Raw genomic sequence first — 19,552 nt, 5'->3', positions numbered from 1 at the left:
TAATACGCACCTTGAAAATTCAAAAAAGCTGATCACTTATTAATCAAGACTATAAATTTATCTTGGCTAAATTGATCTCAAATAAAAAACTTTACAGTGTTTTTTTACTGAATCATCACAAAATATCGAGCAAGCGCTTTTTTTGTTGTACAATCAGCCCCGTATACCCATAAATATTGGCTCGGAGATCAATGGATATAAAAGCTATCCAGACGTTAATCGAAAATGAAATGGATGACGTCAATCAACTTATACATGCCCAAATGCGCTCAGATGTCGCATTGGTTAACCAACTCGGTTTATACATAGTAAACAGTGGCGGTAAACGCGTTCGTCCTATGTTGGCCATTTTAGCGGCAAAAGCACTTGGTTATGAGGGCAAAGACCATATTACGCTTGCCACTATCATCGAATTTATTCATACCGCAACTTTATTGCATGACGACGTTGTCGACGAGTCACATTTGCGCCGTGGTACGCCTACAGCCAACGCAGAGTTTGGTAATGCAGCGAGCGTTTTGGTGGGTGACTTTATCTATACACGTTCATTTCAGCTTATGGTTGGCCTAGGTAAAATGCCAATCATGCAAATTTTAGCTGATGCAACCAATGTCATCGCTGAAGGCGAAGTATTACAGCTAATGAATTGTAATGACCCTGACACGACAGAACAAAGCTATATGCAGGTTATTTACAGCAAAACGGCAAAATTGTTCGAAGCTGCAACCGGCCTTGCTGCAATTATTACCGAGCAAGACGAACAAACCCTTGAAGCATTAAACTTATACGGAATGCATCTTGGCACTGCATTCCAATTAGTGGATGATGTTCTAGATTACAATGCTGATGCCGAGCAACTTGGTAAAAACATTGGCGATGATTTAGCTGAAGGTAAACCTACCCTACCGCTTATCTACGCAATGCAAAAAGGCACACCAGAGCAAGTTAAGCTAGTACGCGAAGCAATTGAGCTTGGTAATGGTATGGACCACTTAGAGAGCATTCTAGCGGCATTAGCTGACACTAAGGCCCTTGAGTTTGCAATGCAAAAAGCTGAGCAAGAAGCTGACAAAGCAATTGCTTGTATTGCGTTCTTACCAGACACACCGTACAAACAAGCCTTAGAGAGTTTGGCCCGTATCGCCGTTGCCCGCGATCACTAAACGCTATTTATTCGAGCCATTAAAAAAGCCTGCATTTGCAGGCTTTTTTGTTTTCGGCGATTTAAAAAATCGCCTATCATCTGTCGGAATTAACCGTTGATGAAATCAACACCTTCCTGGATGTCTTTGTTAAGTGTAGCTAGCATGTCGTTTTTAGCTTGCTCTTCGAATGCACTTAACTCACCGTAAGAAAGGATTTCTTCAACGCCGTTCTTACCTAGACGAACTGGGTGTGCGAAGTATGCTGCGTCACCGTTTTCAACTGCAACGTATGCGTAATCAACTACTTCTTCACCTTGTAAGCCTTTAACTAAAGACATACAGAAGCGTGCTGCTGCAGCACCCATAGAAAGAGTTGCTGAGCCGCCACCCGCTTTAGCGTTAACAACTTCAGTACCTGCGTTTTGGATACGTGGAGTTAATGCTGCAACTTCTTCGTCAGTGAAAGTAACACCTTCAACTTGAGAAAGAAGAGGAAGGATTGTAGTACCTGAGTGACCGCCGATCACTGGAACTTTAACGTCAGTTGCGCTTAAACCTTTAAGTTCAGCAACAAATGCTTCTGAACGGATCACGTCAAGCGTTGTGATACCGAATACACGGTTAGCATCGTAAGTACCCGCTTTTTTGAATACTTCAGCAACGATTGGCACTGTGCCGTTTACTGGGTTAGTGATAATACCTACTAACGCTTTAGGGCAGTTTTTAACGATGCCTTCAGCTAATGTTTTGATGATACCTGCGTTTACGTTGAAAAGGTCCGCACGGTCCATGCCTGGCTTACGTGGCATACCCGCTGGGATAAGAACGATATCACAACCAGCTAATGCTGCGTCTAGGCTGTCAGCACCAAAGCCTTCAACTTTAACGTCTGTTGGGATGTGAGAAAGATCAACCGCTACACCAGGAACAACAGGGGCAACATCGTATAACGATAATTCAGAACCTGCAGGTAAACTTGTTTTTAATAATAAAGACAATGCTTGGCCGATACCGCCAGCTGCGCCTAAAACAGCAACTTTCATTGGAATTCTCCGTAATTTGAGGTAGGAAATATTTGTGGCCCTAAAGATAATGAAATTAGCGACTAAAAACAAATTTATCCTGCTTATTTCGCGTATAATTTCGACCATAGTTGTAAACTTGGCTGTAAAGACACAGCATTTTGGACGACTTTGTAAACTAATACTGCATAAATATGCAGAGTTGTGTAGAATTACCCTACATTTTATGAATAAAGAAACGGCAACATGCAACCACAAGACAAACAAGAAGCACTGATCAAAGCGTTTAAGGCGCTATTAAAAGAAGAAAACTTCGGCTCACAAGGTGAGATTGTCGAAGCATTAAAAGAGCAAGGCTTTGATAATATTAGTCAAAGTAAAGTCTCTCGCATGTTAAGCAAGTTCGGTGCAGTACGTACTCGTAATGCAAAACAAGAAATGGTCTATTGCTTACCGGCTGAAATGGGTGTGCCAACAGCGAAAAGCCCACTGCGTCAGCTTGTTATTGATATTATGCATAACGAAATGATGATTATTATTCGCACCAGTCCAGGCGCAGCACAATTAATTGCTCGTTTACTTGATTCACTCGGTAAGGCGGATGGTGTACTCGGTACCATTGCAGGCGACGACACTATTTTTATCGCCCCTGCGAAGATTTCTGAAATCGATGTAACGCTTGATCGCGTACGCACTTTATTCGATACCGTTTAAAGTTGCTTTAAGAAGTTTACTGACGGGGCGAAAAACGCAGATCCCATATCGGCTTGAGTAAAATCGAGCCAATGATCATAGCAATCGCCCTGCCCCAAGCGACTCTTTAATACCTGCTCAAACGCATCCCCTTGCGCAGCACACGAAACCATTAAAATTCCCTGCTTATGCACATCACCAAATGGCATGCTTTGGTTTAGCAAAAGTGGCTGGCCATGCTCATCTTTTAATTCACTACGAACCGCATGACTGGTTTCTACAGCAGGCACAATCAAGGTATTATCTAGACGCGTGCGCCCCATGATTTGCTCTTGCTCAGACAACGATAAATGCTGCCAGACACTCAAATCATGCACAAAACGCTGAACATGAATATAACTGCCTTGGTCTTCAAAGTGACCCGGTTTATCGATAAGTGCTGTACTACGTTTTTGACGGCCATGGGGTGTATCGCCTGCATAAATAAAGCCGTTAAAATCACGTCCATCTAAAAACCGAAAATTACGGACCTGCTCCACAAGCTCAACATCCGGTGTTAATAATTTTAGAATTTGCAGAGCAAATAGATGGTTTACATCTTCACGGTCTGAACGAATTTGCACAAACAAGTCAAATGGCTGCGCACTAATCACATGCTCACTATGAGTCACATTCGGAAAGCTTTGCAATTGGCTAGGGATAAACTCGGGCAGAATATGCGGCCAATACTGAGCGCCAAGGGCAACCACACACGATAGCATGGCTTCTGAGAACTGATCAGCAAACTCATCTTGAATGACGCTAACGCGTTTTAGTTTTTTACGTAATGACTCATCATGGCCATCGTAAACATTAAAAAACAGGTGCAAACCATGTAAGTTTGCTTCAGCACAAATCCCAGATTGCGCTTGCGCCATAGTGAATCCTTAGCTTCTCGTTATTTGCACAAAGCCAAGGATTCAAGATTGTTATTTATTACTAATCATGAAAAAAATTGACTGTGTGCGGCATTATTTTTATTTTTACAGGCTGCTCAACAGCTAACACGCGGTCTTGCTCTGCAGCAACTTCACACTCTTGCCCTGCAATATTGATACGATAAACATAACGCGTACCGATAAAGCGCCTGTGCAAGATAGTTAAACTGTTTGCGTCACTGTGCGCAGCTTCACACAACTGAATATGATGCGGCCTTATATACACTTGGCCTTGCTGACAATCTGCATTGTTCGCCGTCAAAGAGTGAACCACACCAAACGCCGTCTCATATTCAGTTGGCGTTAATACTTTTGCCGTTAAGTATATGCCCGTACCAAGAAACTCTGCAACCACCTTTGAGTTAGGTTGGCTAAATAACTGCTCAGGAGAGCCTTGTTGGGCGATTTTTCCACCATGCATAACCGCAAGCGTGTCGGCAAACGCGAAAGCTTCTTCCTTCGAGTGGGTAACAAATACCGCAGAAACCTGCTGATCTTTAATAATGCGACGTATATCGGCAATAAGCTCAAAACGCACTTGTGTATCAATATTCGAAAATGGCTCATCAAGTAGTAATAAACTTGGTTTGTAAGCAAGTGCACGGGCTATTGCCACTCGTTGCTGCTGTCCACCAGAAAGCTGATGCGGATATCGCTGTGCACAACCATCGAGTTTAACAAGGCTAAGCATTTCATCTACACGCTCGCGCTTTTGCGCTTTACTCATATTGCTTAGGCCAAACGCAATGTTGTCGCTTACAGTTAAATGAGGAAACAACGCATAGTCTTGGAACATCATGCCAATATTACGTTTTTCCGGTGCAACAAACAGCCCACTATCGTTAACCACTTTTGAATCAATACTCATATAGCCTTGCTCAGGTTGTAAAATCCCGGCAATTGCCTTTAAGGTAGTAGTTTTGCCGCAGCCACTTGCGCCAAGTAAACAGACGATTTCATCTTGTTCAACATTGAGGTTTAGTTCACTCAACACCTGAGTCGCATTGTACTGATAAGCTAAGTCTTTAATTATCAAATGACTCATGAGTGATTTTGCTCCATCGAACGATTAACGAAATACAAAGGGATTAACCCAACTAACACGATAAACAAGGCTGAAATTGACGCAAGCTCCAATTGCTCATCACTAACATATTGAAAAACATGAGTTGCCAGGGTTTCAAAATTAAAAGGTCTGAGTAATAAAGCCGCAGGTAACTCTTTCATGCATTCAATAAACACTAACAAGCCAGCTGTTAGAATGCCGCGTTTTAATAGCGGTAAATGTACTCGCCAAAGGGTTTGTAAGGGCCCTTTGCCCATTGATTGACTGGCCATATCTAGCGATGGGCTAATACGTAAAAAACTGCTTTCAAGCGCGCCATGCGCAATCGCATAAAAACGTACAACATAAGCAAAAATCATCGCAAATAAAGTGCCGCTCAAAAGTAACCCTGGTGATAAACCAAAAGGCTCAAGCCAATTGTTTAACGCATCATCCAGCTGAGTTAATGGTAGTAATACGGCAATAGCTAACACAGTACCAGGTAAGGCGTAGCCAGTACTTGCTAAACGTCCTGGGATCAAAGGGTAAGCTTGTTTCGCAATGCGCTGATAAAACAATACCAATAAGCTCAATAGGATAGTTGCAATGCTCACCACAACAGCCACTTTAAAACTTTGCCAAGCGTAATTAAAAAATGCCCCATTCCATGCTTCATCTGCATAGACAATGGCGTATTTAACTAACACCCCAACCGGTAGGATAAAAGCCAATACCAGCACAACTGTGCAAGCCAAGCTTGCAGCCCATGCGGCACTGCCTTTTAAGCGATACAAGGTTGCACTGTTAACGCTTGACTGACGTTCATACACAGCTTGATTGCGACGACTAAAGCGTTCAACCATAATGGTTAAAAACAAAATCAATAACATGATACCTGAAATTTTCGCCGCTGCCGTTAATGAGTAATAGCCAAGCCACGTATCGTATACAGCGGTAGTGAGCGTACTTACAGCAAAGTAATTGACGGTAGCAAAATCAGCCATGGCCTCCATACTGATTAATGTAACCCCTGCCACAATCGCCCCACGACCAAGAGGCAAACTAACGCGTAAAAAGCTTTGTAATGGTGATAGACCCATCAGCTGACTAGCTTGTACTAGTTTAAAAGACTGCTCTCTGAGTGCCGTTTTAAAAATAAGGAATAAGTAAGGATAGAGTACCAAGGCAATCATAATAATAGCCCCAGATAATGTACGAATATCAAAAAACCAGTAATCGTCTGGTGACTGCCAACCAAACCAGTCTCGAAGGGCGATTTGTACTGGCCCAGCGTAATCAAGCAAGTCGGTATACACATAGGCGATTAGATAAGTTGGCATTGCTAATGGCAGCATTAATGCCCATTCAAATTGCTTACGCCCAGGAAACTCACAATATGCAGTTAACCAAGCTAACGGCAATGCTATTACACAGCTCAGCAGCCCTACCCCTGCAATGAGTATGAGAGTATTACGGGTATAATCCCACAGCACAGTATCGAAAAGGTGCTGAAATACATCTGAATCTCCTTGCAGAGATTCAAATAGTAAAAAGCCTAATGGCGTAACAAGCAACAGGCCAATAAGCCAGGCTATAAGCTGCCAACGCGACAGCGAAAACTTCACATGCATAAGTGGATTAATACCAGATAAAATAAAAGCTGTTAAAAAACAGCTTTTATAAAAATGTGTTACGAGAAATATCCTCGTTATAAATCAAACTTTACTTCGTCAATCAGCTTCAGTGCCACAGGGCGATATTTGCTGATCTCATCAAGAGGAAGGCTATCTTCTTTAAACTCACCCCATGATGCAACCATCTCAGATAATGCAACCCCTTGCTTTACGGGGTATTCCATATTAACTGAAGCATACATATTTTGCGCCTTATTGTCGGTCATATACTCAACCAGTTTCAAGGCATTTTCAGGGTTTTTAGCATAACGGGTCATAACAACGCCCGATACATTGATATGAGAGCCACGGTTTGTTTGGTTAGGGAAGTTAATATAAACCGCTTCAGCCCATGATTTTTGCTGCTCATCTTGCATCATTTTGCCAAAATAATAGCTGTTGCCTAACGCCAGATCGCATAAACCTTCTTTTACGGCTTTGACTTGCGCTCTGTCATTACCTTGCGGCTTACGTGCTAAATTGGCTTTTACGCCCTCAAGCCATTGCTTAGTTTTTGCTTCGCCATGGTGAGCAACCATAGAAGCAACTAAACCTAAATTGTAAGGGTGTTTACCAGATCGAGTGCAGATCTTACCTTTGTATTTTGGATCGGCTAAATCCTCGTAAGTTAATTCAGCAAGTGCACCAACACGCTCTTTTGCAGAGTAAACATTACGTACACGTTTAGTAAGTGCTATCCATTGACCGTCGGCATCACGAAAAGTGCTTGGCACATTCGCATTAACCACATCACTATTAATTGATTGCGTTAAGCCTAAATCTTCTAATTGAATCAGCGCACTAAAATTTGAGGTTAATACTAAATCAGCCTTACTGTGCTTACCTTCACGCTTTACACGCTCAATCAAACCTTTTTTGGCAAAAACCACATTAGTTTTAATACCTGTTTGCTTAGTGAAATCATCCAAAATAGGCTGAATTAAGAATGGTTGACGAAACGAGTAAATATTTACTACATCTGCAGCGAATGTAGGCGCGCTTAATAATGCGCTAAGTAATACTAAGGCTGTTTTCTTCATTTTATAGCACCTAAATAGTAACAATTATCAAAATATTTTACCTAGAGTTAGGGCAAAGTGCACCCGTTTAAACTTATATTTCAATCAACCTAACTGCCATTTAGGAATTTGCATGTAAGACATATCTCACCCACATGGCAGTTATTGAGTAAAAACCACCAGCAAACACTGCACAAAATAACATAAGTACTTGAAATACAAAAACATCTTTTAAATGACAATAAAATAACCAGCAGATTAAGTAAGATTTTGACCTACTCAGCTTCGCCCATTTCTCTATAATTACTTACATCAACTAAGCAAGAATCTTAATGAGTAGATGGATAAGGAAGCATTACTCATAATACCGCGGAATAAGGTTCATTAGGAGAATAAGGAATCAAGGACAGGCTCAGGAAGAGTAACGCAATGGAGTGACAACCTACGGACAACATCAGGATGATGTGGAATGGCATGACAACAGGACGTTGTTATACAGGAAGTTCAAAAAGTGGAATAAAGGACAGGCCGTTAGGGCATCGCAATGGATTTGCAAACAGAGGGATAGTGTCAGGATGGCACGTAAGGGAGTGGTAAAGTAATTACCAGCATGGATGTAAAGGACTAACAAGGAAACAAGGCGGGATTGCCTTATATTGCACAGAACCAATAAGTAAAGTGTAATCGCATGGATTGGCAAAGTTTAGGGAGTTGATTAGATTCAATTGCAGGATGCAAAAAATTAAGAAGATTCCGCAAGCGCGACTAGAGATAGTACGCGCTTTTCTTTTGCCTAAAATTTAGTAAAGAGTTATTGCTCTGGGCGTCCCTTATTACGCTTACCTAGCAGATAAGCATCTCTAAACTTAATAAAATGTTGCTCAAGCTTTTGTGTAGCCTCGTCTTCACCCGCAAGGGCAAGTACCATAATAGCCACCTCAGCGGTGCCTAACTGATGCTCATGCGGAGCAACACGTAATCGATAATCAGATAGCTTTTCAGGCGTAATTGAAAGCACAGGAAAATTATCTAGATAAGGGCTTTTACGGATCATTTTCTTTGCTTCGCGCCAAGTCCCATCTAAAAAGATAAACAAAGGACGCTTACCTTCAACAGGAGTTACTTCGGTGATCACGCGCTCTTCGTCGTCAACATCGCTGGCAGGAAAAATAACCATAGGCTGATACTGAGGATTTGCCAACAAGCTTAATAAGGCTTCATCTGGATTTGTTCTATCCCACTTAAAGGCATGGTTATCTGGCACGATTTCAGCAATTAAACGGCCAGTATTTGACGGCTTAAAACTCTCATTATGGTACATAAGTAAACAGACCGCGGCATCACACTGAGCTTGCTCAACGCCTTCACAAATACAATAGTGTTCCGCTAATAAACAACGCTCACAACGCGTTAGCTTTGCTCCTCGCGCTTTAAATTCACGACGAGACTCAGTCATTTGCTGAGCACGAAGCATTAACACTGAATTATTTGAGATAGTAGCCACTGCGTATTTACCAGAAAATTAAACGGCGCGTATTGTAGCTAAAAATATGGGGAATAGATATTAATCTAAGTATTAAGCTGCAAGCTATAGGCTATAAGCAGCTAGATCTTAAAGCTTATAGTTAAGAAAACAAAAAACCCAGCCGGGGCTGGGTTTTTAAAAAGATTAGTCAAAAGAACTTACTTCTTTTTAACTGCTTTTTTGTTTGGAAGGTCAGTGATTGAACCTTCGAAGATTTCAGCAGCTAGACCGATTGATTCGTTTAATGTTGGGTGAGCGTGAATAGTTAACGCTAGGTCTTCACCGTCTGCGCCCATTTCAACTGCTAAGCCGATTTCACCTAGCATTTCACCTGCGTTGATACCAACCATAGCACCACCGATAACACGACCAGAGTCTTTATCGAAGATTAGCTTAGTTTGACCTTCAGTACGTGCTGAAGCAATTGCACGGCCAGAAGCAGCCCAAGGGAATACAGCAGTTTCGATGCTTAAGCCTTGCTCTTTTGCTTCTTTCTCAGTTACACCAACCCATGCGATTTCTGGATCTGTGTATGCGATTGAAGGAATGCACTTAGGATCGAAGAAGTGTTTCTGACCAGAGATAACTTCTGCAGCAACGTGAGCTTCGTGAACCGCTTTGTGCGCAAGCATTGGTTGACCAACGATATCACCGATAGCGAAGATGTGATCAACGTTTGTTTTAAGCTGCTTATCAACATTGATGAAACCGCGCTCATCAACGTTAACGCCTGCTTTATCAGCGTCAAGTAATTTACCGTTAGGTGTACGACCAACAGCAACAAGTACTTTGTCGTAACGTACTGCGTCAGCTGGTGCGTTTTTGCCTTCGAATGAAACGTATAGACCGTCTTCTTTCGCTTCAACGCCAACAACTTTAGTAGAAAGCATTACGTTGAACTTGTTCTTAACGTATTTTTGGTAGATCTTGATAACGTCTTTATCAGCTGCTGGTACTAATTGATCAGCAAACTCAACTACGTCGATTTCAGAACCTAGTGCACGGTATACAGTACCCATTTCAAGACCGATGATACCACCACCTAAAACTAGTAGCTTCTCAGGAACGTCTTTAAGCTCTAGCGCACCAGTTGAGTCAATTACACGGTCATCTTCAGGGATGAAAGGTAAGTTAACAGGTTGAGAACCCGCTGCAATAATAGCATTGTCAAAAGTGATTGTTGTTGTACCGTCTTCACCTTCAACAGCAAGTGTGTTGCTGCCAGTGAATTTACCGTAGCCGCTAACTACTTTCACTTTACGCATTTTAGCCATGCCGTCTAGGCCGCCAGTTAGTTGACCGATTACAGACTCTTTCCAATCACGGATTTTGTCTAGGTCGATTTCAGGCTTGCCAAAAGTAACGCCGTGAGATGACATTTCAGCTGCGTCATCAATCACTTTAGCTACGTGTAAAAGTGCTTTTGAAGGAATACAACCCACATTTAGACATACACCGCCTAATGTGTTGCGAGATTCTACCAGTGTAACTTCTAAGCCCAAGTCAGCAGCACGGAAAGCCGCAGAATAACCACCAGGACCACCGCCTAGTACAACAACTTGAGTTTTTAATTCGTTGCTCATGCTATTACCTTAAATGTTTGAACGGGACACTGCCCCTAAGTTTAACTGCCATGTTTCTGCAAGGCAGAAAGGGAGAGCAGATATCTATACCAAGATTGTTCTATGGCAAAGATTGTATCATTGCCAATGGTAAAAATCCCAGCAAAAAACAACTTGCTGGGATTTGATTCTTATAAATTATGAGACGATTACATCACCAATTGACGAATATCGCTCATGTAGCTTGCTAGCGTCACAGTAAAGCGTGCTGCTAGTGCACCGTCAATAACCCTATGGTCGTATGACATTGATAATGGAACCATTAATTTAGGTTCAAACTCTTTGCCATTCCACTTAGGTTTCATTTCTGACTTAGATACACCCAAGATAGCAACTTCTGGCGCATTCACAATTGGCGTGAACGCTGTACCACCGATACCACCAAGGCTTGAGATTGTGAAACAACCGCCTTGCATATCAGATGAAGTTAGCTTGCCGTCACGTGCTTTCTTAGAAATATCCATTAACTCACGAGAAAGTTCAATGATGCCTTTCTTATCAACATCTTTGAACACTGGAACAACTAGACCATTTGGCGTATCAACTGCAACACCGATATTGATGTATTTCTTCAAGATTAAGCTTTCGCCGTCTTCAGACAGTGAAGAGTTAAACGTTGGGAATTCAGCTAATGCTTTCGCAGCTGCTTTCATCACAAATACAAGAGGTGTGATTTTAACACCCAGCTTTTTCTTCTCAGCAAGCGCATTTTGCTCTTTACGGAATGCTTCAAGGCTTGTGATATCAGCTTCGTCAAACTGTGTAACATGCGGGATTTGCACCCAGTTACGATGTAAGTTAGCACCTGATAACTTCTGGATACGAGAAAGTTTCTTCTCTTCGATTTCACCAAACTTAGCAAAATCAACCTTAGGCCAAGGGATAAGACCTAACTCACCGCCACCGGCATTACCTTTACCTGCAGATAGCTGACCTGACTCAACTTTCTTCACAAGGTCTTTCACGTAGTTTTGTACGTCTTCTTTCACAACACGATTCTTACGACCCGTGCCTTTTACGTTTGCTAGGTTAATACCAAACTCACGCGCTAAACGACGAACAACAGGCGATGCATGTGCATACGCTTTGTTATCTGCAAAACCTTCGTTGCTTGCAGGTGCTGATGCTGGCTTTTCAGCCGCAGGCGCTTTTGCTGCAGGTGCAGGCGCTGCTTCAGCTTCAGCTTTTGCAGGAGCAGGTGCCGCTGCTGCTGGTGCACTACCCGCTACTTCAAATACAAAGATAAGTGAGCCAGTTGATACTTTATCCCCAGCAGCTACTTTGATTTCTTTAACAGTACCAGCAAATGGTGCTGGTACTTCCATTGATGCTTTATCGCCTTCAACGTTTAAGATTGATTGATCTTCTTCAACCTTGTCGCCTACAGCAACCATCACTTCGGTTACTTCAACTTCGTCACCACCGATATCAGGCACGTTAACTTCTTTAGTGCTTGATGCCGCTGCTGCCGGCGCTGCTTCAGCTGGTGCTGATTCTGCAGCAGGCGCTTCTGAACCGCTTGAAGCTGTTTCAAAAACGAAGATTAGAGAGCCCGTTTTCACTTTATCGCCAGTCGCGATTTTGATCTCTTTAACCGTACCCGCCATTGGAGCAGGTACTTCCATTGATGCTTTATCGCCTTCAACGCTTAATAAAGATTGCTCTTCTTCAACCGTGTCACCTACCGCAACCATGATTTCAGTTACTTCAACTTCATCATCGCCGATATCTGGCACAGTTACTTCCTGCACAGCAGAAGCTGCAGGCGCAGCTGCTGGAGCTGGCGCATCTTCTTTAGCCTCTGCAGGAGCCGCAGCTTGTTCTTCACCTTCGAAGATCATGATAAGTGAACCCGTCGTTACCGTATCACCTTCAGCTACTTTAATTTCTTTAACCGTACCTGCTTGTGCAGCAGGTACTTCCATTGATGCTTTGTCGCCTTCAACCGTTAATAACGATTGGTCAACCTCAACCTTATCACCAACGCTAACAAGGATTTCGGTTACTTCAACTTCATCGCCACCGATATCTGGTACATTAATTTCAATACTCATTGGAACCTCTTATGCGTATAGCGGGTTAACTTTGTTTGTGTCGATGTCGAATTTCTTGATTGCTTCAACAACTACTGACTTCTCAACTTCACCACGTTTAGCAAGCTCAGATAGTGTTGCAACCACAACATAACCAGCATTCACTTCGAAGTGACGACGTAAGTTTTCACGGCTATCAGAACGACCGTAACCATCAGTACCTAACACTTTGTAGTTGCTGCTTGGTACGAATGAACGAACTTGTTCTGCGTAGTTCTTCATGTAGTCTGTTGCTGCAACAGTCACGGCATCAGTTAATGCCTCCGTGATGTAAGCAGTCTTTTGCTCTGCTTCTGGATTAAGCATGTTGAAACGCTCAGCGTCTTGACCGTCACGAGTTAACTCATTGAATGACGTTACAGAGAATACATCTGAACCAATACCATACTCTTCGCTCAGGATTTGTGCCGCTTTACGCACTTCAATCATAATAGTACCTGAACCTAGTAACTGTACTTTCGCTTTATCGCCAGCCACAGTTTCAAGCTTATAGATACCTTTACGAATACCTTCTTCAGCGCCTTCTGGCATTGCCGGTTGATGGTAGTTTTCGTTCATTAGCGTTAGGTAATAGAACACGTTTTCTTGGTCTTCACCGTACATGCGACGGATACCGTCTTGCATGATTACCGCTACTTCGTATGCGAATGTCGGATCATAAGAAATACAGTTAGGAACCGTGTTAGCAAGAATGTGGCTGTGACCATCTTCGTGCTGTAAACCTTCACCGTTTAGTGTAGTACGACCTGCCGTAGCACCTAGTAAGAAACCACGTGCTTGTTGGTCACCGGCCATCCACGCCATATCACCTACACGTTGGAAACCAAACATTGAGTAGTAGATGTAGAATGGGATCATTGGTAAATCGTTAGTGCTGTATGATGTTGCAGCAGCAACCCATGATGACATTGCACCTAACTCGTTGATACCTTCTTGTAGTACCTGACCTGATGTTGCTTCTTTATAGTAAGAAACAATGTCACGGTCTTGCGGCGTGTAGTTTTGGCCATGTGGGTTATAAATACCGATTTGACGGAATAAACCTTCCATACCAAATGTACGCGCTTCATCAGCGATGATAGGAACGATGTTTTTACCAATGCCTTTGTCTTTTAGTAACACGTTAAGTGCACGTACAAAGCCCATTGTTGTAGAGATGTCACGTTTTTGCTCTTCAAGTAGTGGCTTAAACGCGTCAACTTCTGGCAATGTTAAGCTTTCAGAAAACTTAGGAATACGCTTAGGTGTGTAACCTTGAAGCGCTTCACGGCGAGCGTGAAGATACTTGTACTCTTCAGAACCCTCTTCAAGAGTAAGATATGGTAAGTCTTTAATTTCTTCATCAGAAACTAAATCTTGTAGACCTAAACGTGAACGTAGGTGCTCAACATGAGTCATGTCCATTTTCTTAACTTGGTGCGCGATGTTTTTACCTTCAGCCGCTTCACCCATGCCGTAACCTTTTACAGTTTTAGCTAGGATCACAGTAGGACGATCTTTGGTTTCTTCCGCTTTTTTGAATGCAGCGTAAAGTTTTGAAGGCTCATGGCCACCACGCTTAAGTGCGAAGATTTCTTCATCAGTCATATCAGCAACAAGTGCTGCTGTTTCTGGGTAACGACCGAAGAAGTGCTCACGAACATATGCACCGTCTTTTGCTTTATATGTTTGGTAATCACCGTCAATCGTTTCGTTCATTAACTGCAGTAATTTACCTGATGTATCTTTAGCAAGTAGGATATCCCAACCACTACCCCATACAACTTTAATCACGTTCCAGCCTGCACCTTTGAATAGGCCTTCAAGCTCTTGAATGATCTTACCGTTACCCATTACTGGGCCATCTAAACGCTGTAAGTTACAGTTGATTAGGTAACATAAGTTATCTAGCTTCTCACGTGCAGCGAATGAGATTGCACCACGTGATTCTGGCTCATCCATTTCACCATCGCCTAAGAAAGCGTATACACGTTGGTTTTTAGTGTCTTTTAAGCCACGACCGTCTAGGTATTTTAAGAAACGAGCTTGGTAGATTGATGCAATTGGACCAAGACCCATTGATACCGTAGGGAACTGCCAGAATTCAGGCATTAACTTAGGGTGTGGGTATGAAGGAAGACCTTTACCATCAACTTCTTGACGGAAGTTGTCAAGCTGCTCAGCTGTTAAACGACCTTCAACAAATGCACGTGCATAGATACCTGGAGAAATGTGACCTTGGTAATAAACTAAATCACCACCATCTACATCGTTTGGTGCTTTGAAGAAGTGGTTAAAACATACTTCATAGAATGCAGCTGAAGACTGGTAAGAAGCCATATGGCCGCCTAAGTCTAGATCTTTTTTCGACGCGCGTAATACGATCATGATCGCATTCCAACGAATGATTGAACGGATACGACGCTCAATGTTTACGTCACCTGGGTAAGCAGGTTCTTGATCTACCGGAATGGTATTAACGTAGTTAGTGGTTGTGCCAGTAGGCATATCAACACCGTCTAAACGGGCTTGCTCTAACACTTGCTCAAGTAAGAATTGAGCACGTTCAACACCTTCTTCGCGCACAACAGACTCAAGGGCTTGTAACCACTCTTGTGTTTCTAGCGCGTCTACGTCAATTTTATTGACTTCAGACATATGGAGGTTTCCTTATGTTTAAAATACTAATTATTTTAATAAATCTTAAATTAAGTAGTTAACTAAACTTAGCTAATCACTTGCTTAATGTTGTTTGGTGCGTCTTAAACTACGTTCAATCCGCGAATGCTCTTTGCCAGCCTCAAGTAAGGCTTCTTCGATAAAGGCTAAGTGAGCATTACTAGCAAGACGTGCTTGCTCTGGGTTTCCTTCAATAACCGCATCCATCAACAGCCGTCTATGTTCTGCGAGCTGCTGGCTGATCTGTGGTTTTTTTAACAGTACAGTTAAATTCTGTAATACATTTTGCTCTAGCAAGGCCTGCATACCACGTACTAAATGTAGCAGTACAACGTTATGAGACGCTTCTGCCACACTAAAATGAAATGCATTAATTGCTTTTGCTTTTTGCACAATGTCGTCATTAACGAGCGCAATGTTGTCAAAGCTTTGTTTTACTTTTTTGAAGTCATTCGTTGTGCCGCGCATAGCTGCATAATATGCTGCAATTCCTTCAAGGGCATGACGAAATTCGAGTAAATCAAATTGTGACTCTGGATGCTTACTAATCAAATCAAAAAGCGGATCAGTGAGCCCCTCTTCAAGCTGATTTTTTACGAACGTTCCACCACCTTGGCGACGCGTTACTAACCCCTTAGCTTCTAGCTTTTGAATTGCCTCACGCAGTGAAGGTCGCGATACTTCAAATTGTTTCGCTAACTCACGTTCAGGAGGCAGCTTTTCGCCTGGCGCCAACGACCCCTCAAGAATCATATTCTCAAGTTGTTGTAAAATTACATCAGATAATTTTGCTGCTTTAATCTTTAAAGACATTTATTAACGTCCGCATTGTTATGCGCTAACCCCATAAATATCGGGTATTTAGCCTTGTGCTTTGACCAAAAAGGTAAATTGGTCATACCAAATTTGTCGCATACGTTATCAAAAACCCGTATTTCTGTCAATTTCACTACGTTCAGCGCCTAGTTACACCCTAACGTAATTCGTCTAAAGATTAAACAGTATGGATTAAAGTGGCTTTTTCTGAAGGAAAAAACAATAAAAAATAAATGGTCAGACCAGATTAAACGGCAGAACTTTTAGTGGTCAGGTATTAGATTAGTGGTCAGGTATTAGATGTTAGATGAATTGAGTAGCTTTGTAGCAGCGGGTTTACCCCGCATCGTTGAATTGAATGCTGAAAAATATTCGAAGTAGGATGCACTTCAGTGCTGAAAAATTAAAACTCAATCAAAGTGCAACCGCAGAGATTCATGACTAGTAACTTTCCTACAAGCTTTACTCTTGAAACTTGCTAACTCAAACACATTCCCGGCTAAAGCCAGTCCTACATCTCGTAACTTGCTAACTTTACACGCTACGCCAAACCACCAAATAAAGTAAGTGCTGCGATGATCACTAAAAAGAATAATACATTTCTTTTTACAAGTTTCATCATACAGGTGGCTTCATAAGTACAGCCAAAATGTTGCTGCTCAATTTGCTCAGCGGCAAGTGCAGTTTGCGTAACTACTTTTCGGTTACTCACTGAAAAGTCGAGCACATACTTCAGCCAACAACTGGTACCTTTATTAAAGTTACCAATAACTAAATAACCAAAGCTTGCAACCCGAGCTGGTAACCAATCGAGCCAAAACAGTAAGCTATGTACTAGTTTAAAACGCTTAGCATAGGCAACACTGTGATCATCCCTTACTTTGTCAGCAAAAGTACGAACTAATGCGTAAAGCACCGCGCCAGGCACACCTAAAACCACAAACCAAAAAATAACTGCACAATAAAAGCGAAAATTTAACCAAGCTAAAGTTTGGCCAAAAGTCTCACCATGAGGGTCATCTTCTGTCTTCTTTTGGCCCATTTGTAACGCAAATAGGGTTGCCGCTTCTTGATCGTTGCGGGTTAACGCATTTAAGTAAGACTTATATAAAGCACGTTGCTTAGCACAACCAAAACACACCAGTAGCACAGCAACATTCACAGCTAGTTGCCAAATAATAAAATCAGAGAGTTGATAAACTAAACCTGCGGCAACGACAGGCAGCATTAACCAAATCAAAAAACCAATTGGCGAATTAAATAAGCCTTTTTCTGAGAGTTGTTTTTGCGAGTGCTTAAGGTAGGTATTGGCATAAAAACCGATTTGCCAGTAGTTAGCTCGAGCCCCTAAACGCTCAATTACCAAAGCAATAATTATTGAAATTAAGATCATGCTTTTACCTATATCCTTTAACTAAAACACTAAATCAAAATAGTATTGCCAATCAAAACTCGCACCAGGGTCAGTTTTTCTGCCCGGTGCAATATCACAGTGGCCAACAATGCGTGAACGGTTTATCTCAGGGTACTTTGCCATCAACGCCATAGTCACTAAGTGTAATGCATTATACTGGGCTTGGGTATACGCTTGGTTGTCGGTACCTTCAAGCTCAATGCCCACGCTAAAATCATTACAGCGCTCTCGTCCTTCAAACGTCGAGATACCGGCGTGCCAAGCCCTTTTCTCAAAAGGCACGTACTGAATAATTTCACCGGTACGACGAATAAAGCAATGCGCAGACACTCTTAAGCCTTTTAAATCAGTAAAGCTTTCGTGCGCCGTACAATCAATTGCCCCCATGAACAAATCATCAACATAAGGCGTTGCGAACTGCCCAGCAGGCAATGAAATATTATGAATAACAAGTAATGACACCTCGCCCTCAGGGCGCTCATCGTAATGTGTACAGGGCCTTTGTAACACATTGTTTAATTGGCCCAATTCATTTATATGCATATTAAAAACTAACGATGACAATAAAGTTAAATAGTGTAAAGGGTTAAAATCTCAGGGTCTAGTTGCTTTGATTCAATCACTTAAAGTAAGAGTAAGGATACTTTACTGTGGCCGATCTTTGTCTTCTATTAAGGGGTTAAACATAGTAAAATTTCGCCAATTTATTAATAAACAATGAGCTTTCGACATGTCAGTCCCTCACACTTTAATTAGCCAGCTGGTAAAACTCACCCTTGATGAAGATTTAGATTACCAAAGCGCAAATGACGGTGATATTACCGCGCAACTAATTCCAGAAAACGAGCCAGCCAATGCCAAAGTAATTACTCGTGAAGACTGTGTATTTTGTGGTAAAGACATTATTTTAGAAGTATTTAAGCAAGTTGACCCTACAGTAAACGTTGAAGTACTCGTAAATGACGGCGACAAAGTAGCAGCAAATAGTACACTATTTACAGCATCAGGCTCAGCTCGCGCAATTTTAACCGCAGAGCGCACTGCCCTTAACTTTGTACAAACACTCTCAGGTACAGCAACAACAACAGCTCATTATGTAAAAGAGCTTGAGGGCACGACTACGCAGCTACTCGACACGCGTAAAACAATTCCAGGTTTACGTGCGCTACAAAAATACGCTGTGAAATGTGGTGGTGGCGCGAATCATCGTATCGGCCTTTTTGATGCCTTTTTAATTAAAGAAAACCACATTGCAGCCTGCGGGGGTATTGATAAAGCCGTCGCTCAAGCTAAAGTAAACCACCCGACTAAACCAGTTGAAGTAGAAGTAGAATCACTTGATGAGCTTGAACAAGCGATCACAGCTGGCGCTGATATCATCATGCTTGATAACTTTACTGTAGAGCAAATTCAACAAGCAGTTGTGCTAACAGACAAGCGAGCAAAGCTTGAGGTATCTGGCAACATGACCCTTGAAACCTTAAAAGCCTATTCACAGGCCGGTGTTGACTTTATTTCAAGTGGCGCACTTACAAAAAATTTACAATCAATCGATCTTTCAATGCGATTTAACGGCTAAAATTTCCCATATGCGTATTTAATGTTTTACCTAATTCATTGACAAGAAAATAAAAAAAGCATTAAATACGCAGAAAGCCTGAACAGATAACAAAAAATCAATATCTTTTTAGCGCTTTTGACTATTTTGTATACGCACGTCCTGAACCTACACAAGATTGCAATCAATTCAATAAGTTCCTGCAAGGATGCGGTGTCTATAAATAGTACAAATATGTGTAACTAAGCTTATTTTACATCAAACAAAGGTAGGAAAGTTCTGAAAAACTGCT

General features: G+C 42.0%; 15 protein-coding genes. 3 read left to right on the top strand and 12 right to left on the bottom strand.

All coding sequences use genetic code 11. From position 1 onward, the window contains the following. The first annotated feature begins 191 nt into the window (after positions 1–191). Positions 192–1,163 (top strand): octaprenyl diphosphate synthase, encoded by a 972-nt coding sequence (ispB, locus tag AN213_RS04600; RefSeq protein WP_054562777.1) that lies wholly within the window; start codon positions 192–194, stop codon positions 1,161–1,163. An 89-nt stretch (positions 1,164–1,252) separates the two neighbouring features. On the opposite strand, the gene mdh is transcribed toward ispB, so the two are convergent. Further along, positions 1,253–2,188 (bottom strand): malate dehydrogenase, encoded by a 936-nt coding sequence (mdh, locus tag AN213_RS04595; RefSeq protein WP_054562778.1) that lies wholly within the window; start codon positions 2,186–2,188, stop codon positions 1,253–1,255. 225 nt (positions 2,189–2,413) lie between these two features. Here mdh and argR point away from each other — a divergent pair, with 225 nt between their 5' ends. Then, on the top strand, positions 2,414–2,881 hold the full coding sequence (gene argR / locus AN213_RS04590; protein WP_054551012.1) for a transcriptional regulator ArgR: 468 nt from the start codon (positions 2,414–2,416) through the stop codon (positions 2,879–2,881). Here argR and AN213_RS04585 read toward each other — a convergent pair. From AN213_RS04585 to ampD, 11 genes are all read right to left on the bottom strand, one after another. Next, on the bottom strand, positions 2,878–3,777 hold the full coding sequence (locus tag AN213_RS04585; RefSeq protein WP_054562779.1) for a Dyp-type peroxidase: 900 nt from the start codon (positions 3,775–3,777) through the stop codon (positions 2,878–2,880). The two genes, argR and AN213_RS04585, sit on opposite strands and share 4 nt — an antisense overlap. A gap of 61 nt (positions 3,778–3,838) precedes the next feature. Then, positions 3,839–4,882 carry an ABC transporter ATP-binding protein gene (locus AN213_RS04580; RefSeq protein WP_054562780.1) on the bottom strand — a complete coding sequence of 348 codons (1,044 nt, stop codon included), beginning with the start codon at positions 4,880–4,882 and terminating at the stop codon, positions 3,839–3,841. Next, positions 4,879–6,513: an iron ABC transporter permease gene (locus tag AN213_RS04575; protein WP_054562781.1), complete on the bottom strand. Its 1,635-nt coding sequence runs from the start codon at positions 6,511–6,513 to the stop codon at positions 4,879–4,881. Before AN213_RS04575 ends, AN213_RS04580 begins: the two co-directional genes overlap by 4 nt. Before the next feature lie 77 nt (positions 6,514–6,590). Then, positions 6,591–7,595 (bottom strand): Fe(3+) ABC transporter substrate-binding protein, encoded by a 1,005-nt coding sequence (locus AN213_RS04570; RefSeq protein WP_055197654.1) that lies wholly within the window; start codon positions 7,593–7,595, stop codon positions 6,591–6,593. Between the two features lie 790 nt (positions 7,596–8,385). After that, entirely contained in the window at positions 8,386–9,048 is a 663-nt protein-coding gene (locus AN213_RS04565; RefSeq protein WP_055197840.1) for a tRNA-uridine aminocarboxypropyltransferase, read from the bottom strand. A 209-nt stretch (positions 9,049–9,257) separates the two neighbouring features. Next, positions 9,258–10,682 carry a dihydrolipoyl dehydrogenase gene (lpdA, locus tag AN213_RS04560; protein WP_054562783.1) on the bottom strand — a complete coding sequence of 475 codons (1,425 nt, stop codon included), beginning with the start codon at positions 10,680–10,682 and terminating at the stop codon, positions 9,258–9,260. 188 nt (positions 10,683–10,870) lie between these two features. Next, the gene (gene aceF / locus AN213_RS04555) at positions 10,871–12,775 is read right to left on the bottom strand and encodes a pyruvate dehydrogenase complex dihydrolipoyllysine-residue acetyltransferase (RefSeq protein ID WP_055197652.1); all 1,905 of its coding nucleotides are present in this window, start codon (positions 12,773–12,775) and stop codon (positions 10,871–10,873) included. A gap of 9 nt (positions 12,776–12,784) precedes the next feature. Further along, entirely contained in the window at positions 12,785–15,451 is a 2,667-nt protein-coding gene (gene aceE / locus AN213_RS04550; protein ID WP_055197650.1) for a pyruvate dehydrogenase (acetyl-transferring), homodimeric type, read from the bottom strand. Between the two features lie 84 nt (positions 15,452–15,535). Continuing rightward, the gene (pdhR, locus tag AN213_RS04545) at positions 15,536–16,285 is read right to left on the bottom strand and encodes a pyruvate dehydrogenase complex transcriptional repressor PdhR (RefSeq protein ID WP_036965924.1); all 750 of its coding nucleotides are present in this window, start codon (positions 16,283–16,285) and stop codon (positions 15,536–15,538) included. Between the two features lie 544 nt (positions 16,286–16,829). Beyond that, complete coding sequence (gene ampE, locus AN213_RS04540) at positions 16,830–17,681, bottom strand: beta-lactamase regulator AmpE (protein WP_054562786.1); 852 nt, start codon at positions 17,679–17,681, stop codon at positions 16,830–16,832. Between the two features lie 21 nt (positions 17,682–17,702). Then, entirely contained in the window at positions 17,703–18,245 is a 543-nt protein-coding gene (gene ampD / locus AN213_RS04535) for a 1,6-anhydro-N-acetylmuramyl-L-alanine amidase AmpD (protein ID WP_054562787.1), read from the bottom strand. A gap of 187 nt (positions 18,246–18,432) precedes the next feature. On the opposite strand from ampD, the gene nadC reads away from it, so the two are divergent. Next, a complete protein-coding gene (gene nadC / locus AN213_RS04530; protein ID WP_055197648.1) occupies positions 18,433–19,281 on the top strand; it encodes a carboxylating nicotinate-nucleotide diphosphorylase in 849 nt (282 codons plus the stop codon). Positions 19,282–19,552: the final 271 nt, after the last annotated feature.

Origin of the sequence: Pseudoalteromonas sp. P1-8 (assembly GCF_001399985.1) — a bacterium.
GTDB lineage: Bacteria > Pseudomonadota > Gammaproteobacteria > Enterobacterales > Alteromonadaceae > Pseudoalteromonas.
The sequence above is the reverse complement of the archived record's forward strand: the minus strand, read 5'-3'. Positions and strand labels throughout refer to the sequence as shown.

Coding starts and splice junctions, on each gene's coding strand:
- argR (WP_054551012.1), top strand. CDS start 2,414: ATGCAACCACAAGACAAACAAGAAGCACTGATCAAAGCGTTTAAGGCG.
- nadC (WP_055197648.1), top strand. CDS start 18,433: ATGTCAGTCCCTCACACTTTAATTAGCCAGCTGGTAAAACTCACCCTT.
- ampE (WP_054562786.1), bottom strand. CDS start 17,681: ATGATCTTAATTTCAATAATTATTGCTTTGGTAATTGAGCGTTTAGGG.
- AN213_RS04580 (WP_054562780.1), bottom strand. CDS start 4,882: ATGAGTCATTTGATAATTAAAGACTTAGCTTATCAGTACAATGCGACT.
- AN213_RS04565 (WP_055197840.1), bottom strand. CDS start 9,048: ATGCTTCGTGCTCAGCAAATGACTGAGTCTCGTCGTGAATTTAAAGCG.
- AN213_RS04575 (WP_054562781.1), bottom strand. CDS start 6,513: ATGCATGTGAAGTTTTCGCTGTCGCGTTGGCAGCTTATAGCCTGGCTT.
- ispB (WP_054562777.1), top strand. CDS start 192: ATGGATATAAAAGCTATCCAGACGTTAATCGAAAATGAAATGGATGAC.
- mdh (WP_054562778.1), bottom strand. CDS start 2,188: ATGAAAGTTGCTGTTTTAGGCGCAGCTGGCGGTATCGGCCAAGCATTG.
- ampD (WP_054562787.1), bottom strand. CDS start 18,245: ATGCATATAAATGAATTGGGCCAATTAAACAATGTGTTACAAAGGCCC.
- AN213_RS04570 (WP_055197654.1), bottom strand. CDS start 7,595: ATGAAGAAAACAGCCTTAGTATTACTTAGCGCATTATTAAGCGCGCCT.
- aceE (WP_055197650.1), bottom strand. CDS start 15,451: ATGTCTGAAGTCAATAAAATTGACGTAGACGCGCTAGAAACACAAGAG.
- pdhR (WP_036965924.1), bottom strand. CDS start 16,285: ATGTCTTTAAAGATTAAAGCAGCAAAATTATCTGATGTAATTTTACAA.
- aceF (WP_055197652.1), bottom strand. CDS start 12,775: ATGAGTATTGAAATTAATGTACCAGATATCGGTGGCGATGAAGTTGAA.
- AN213_RS04585 (WP_054562779.1), bottom strand. CDS start 3,777: ATGGCGCAAGCGCAATCTGGGATTTGTGCTGAAGCAAACTTACATGGT.
- lpdA (WP_054562783.1), bottom strand. CDS start 10,682: ATGAGCAACGAATTAAAAACTCAAGTTGTTGTACTAGGCGGTGGTCCT.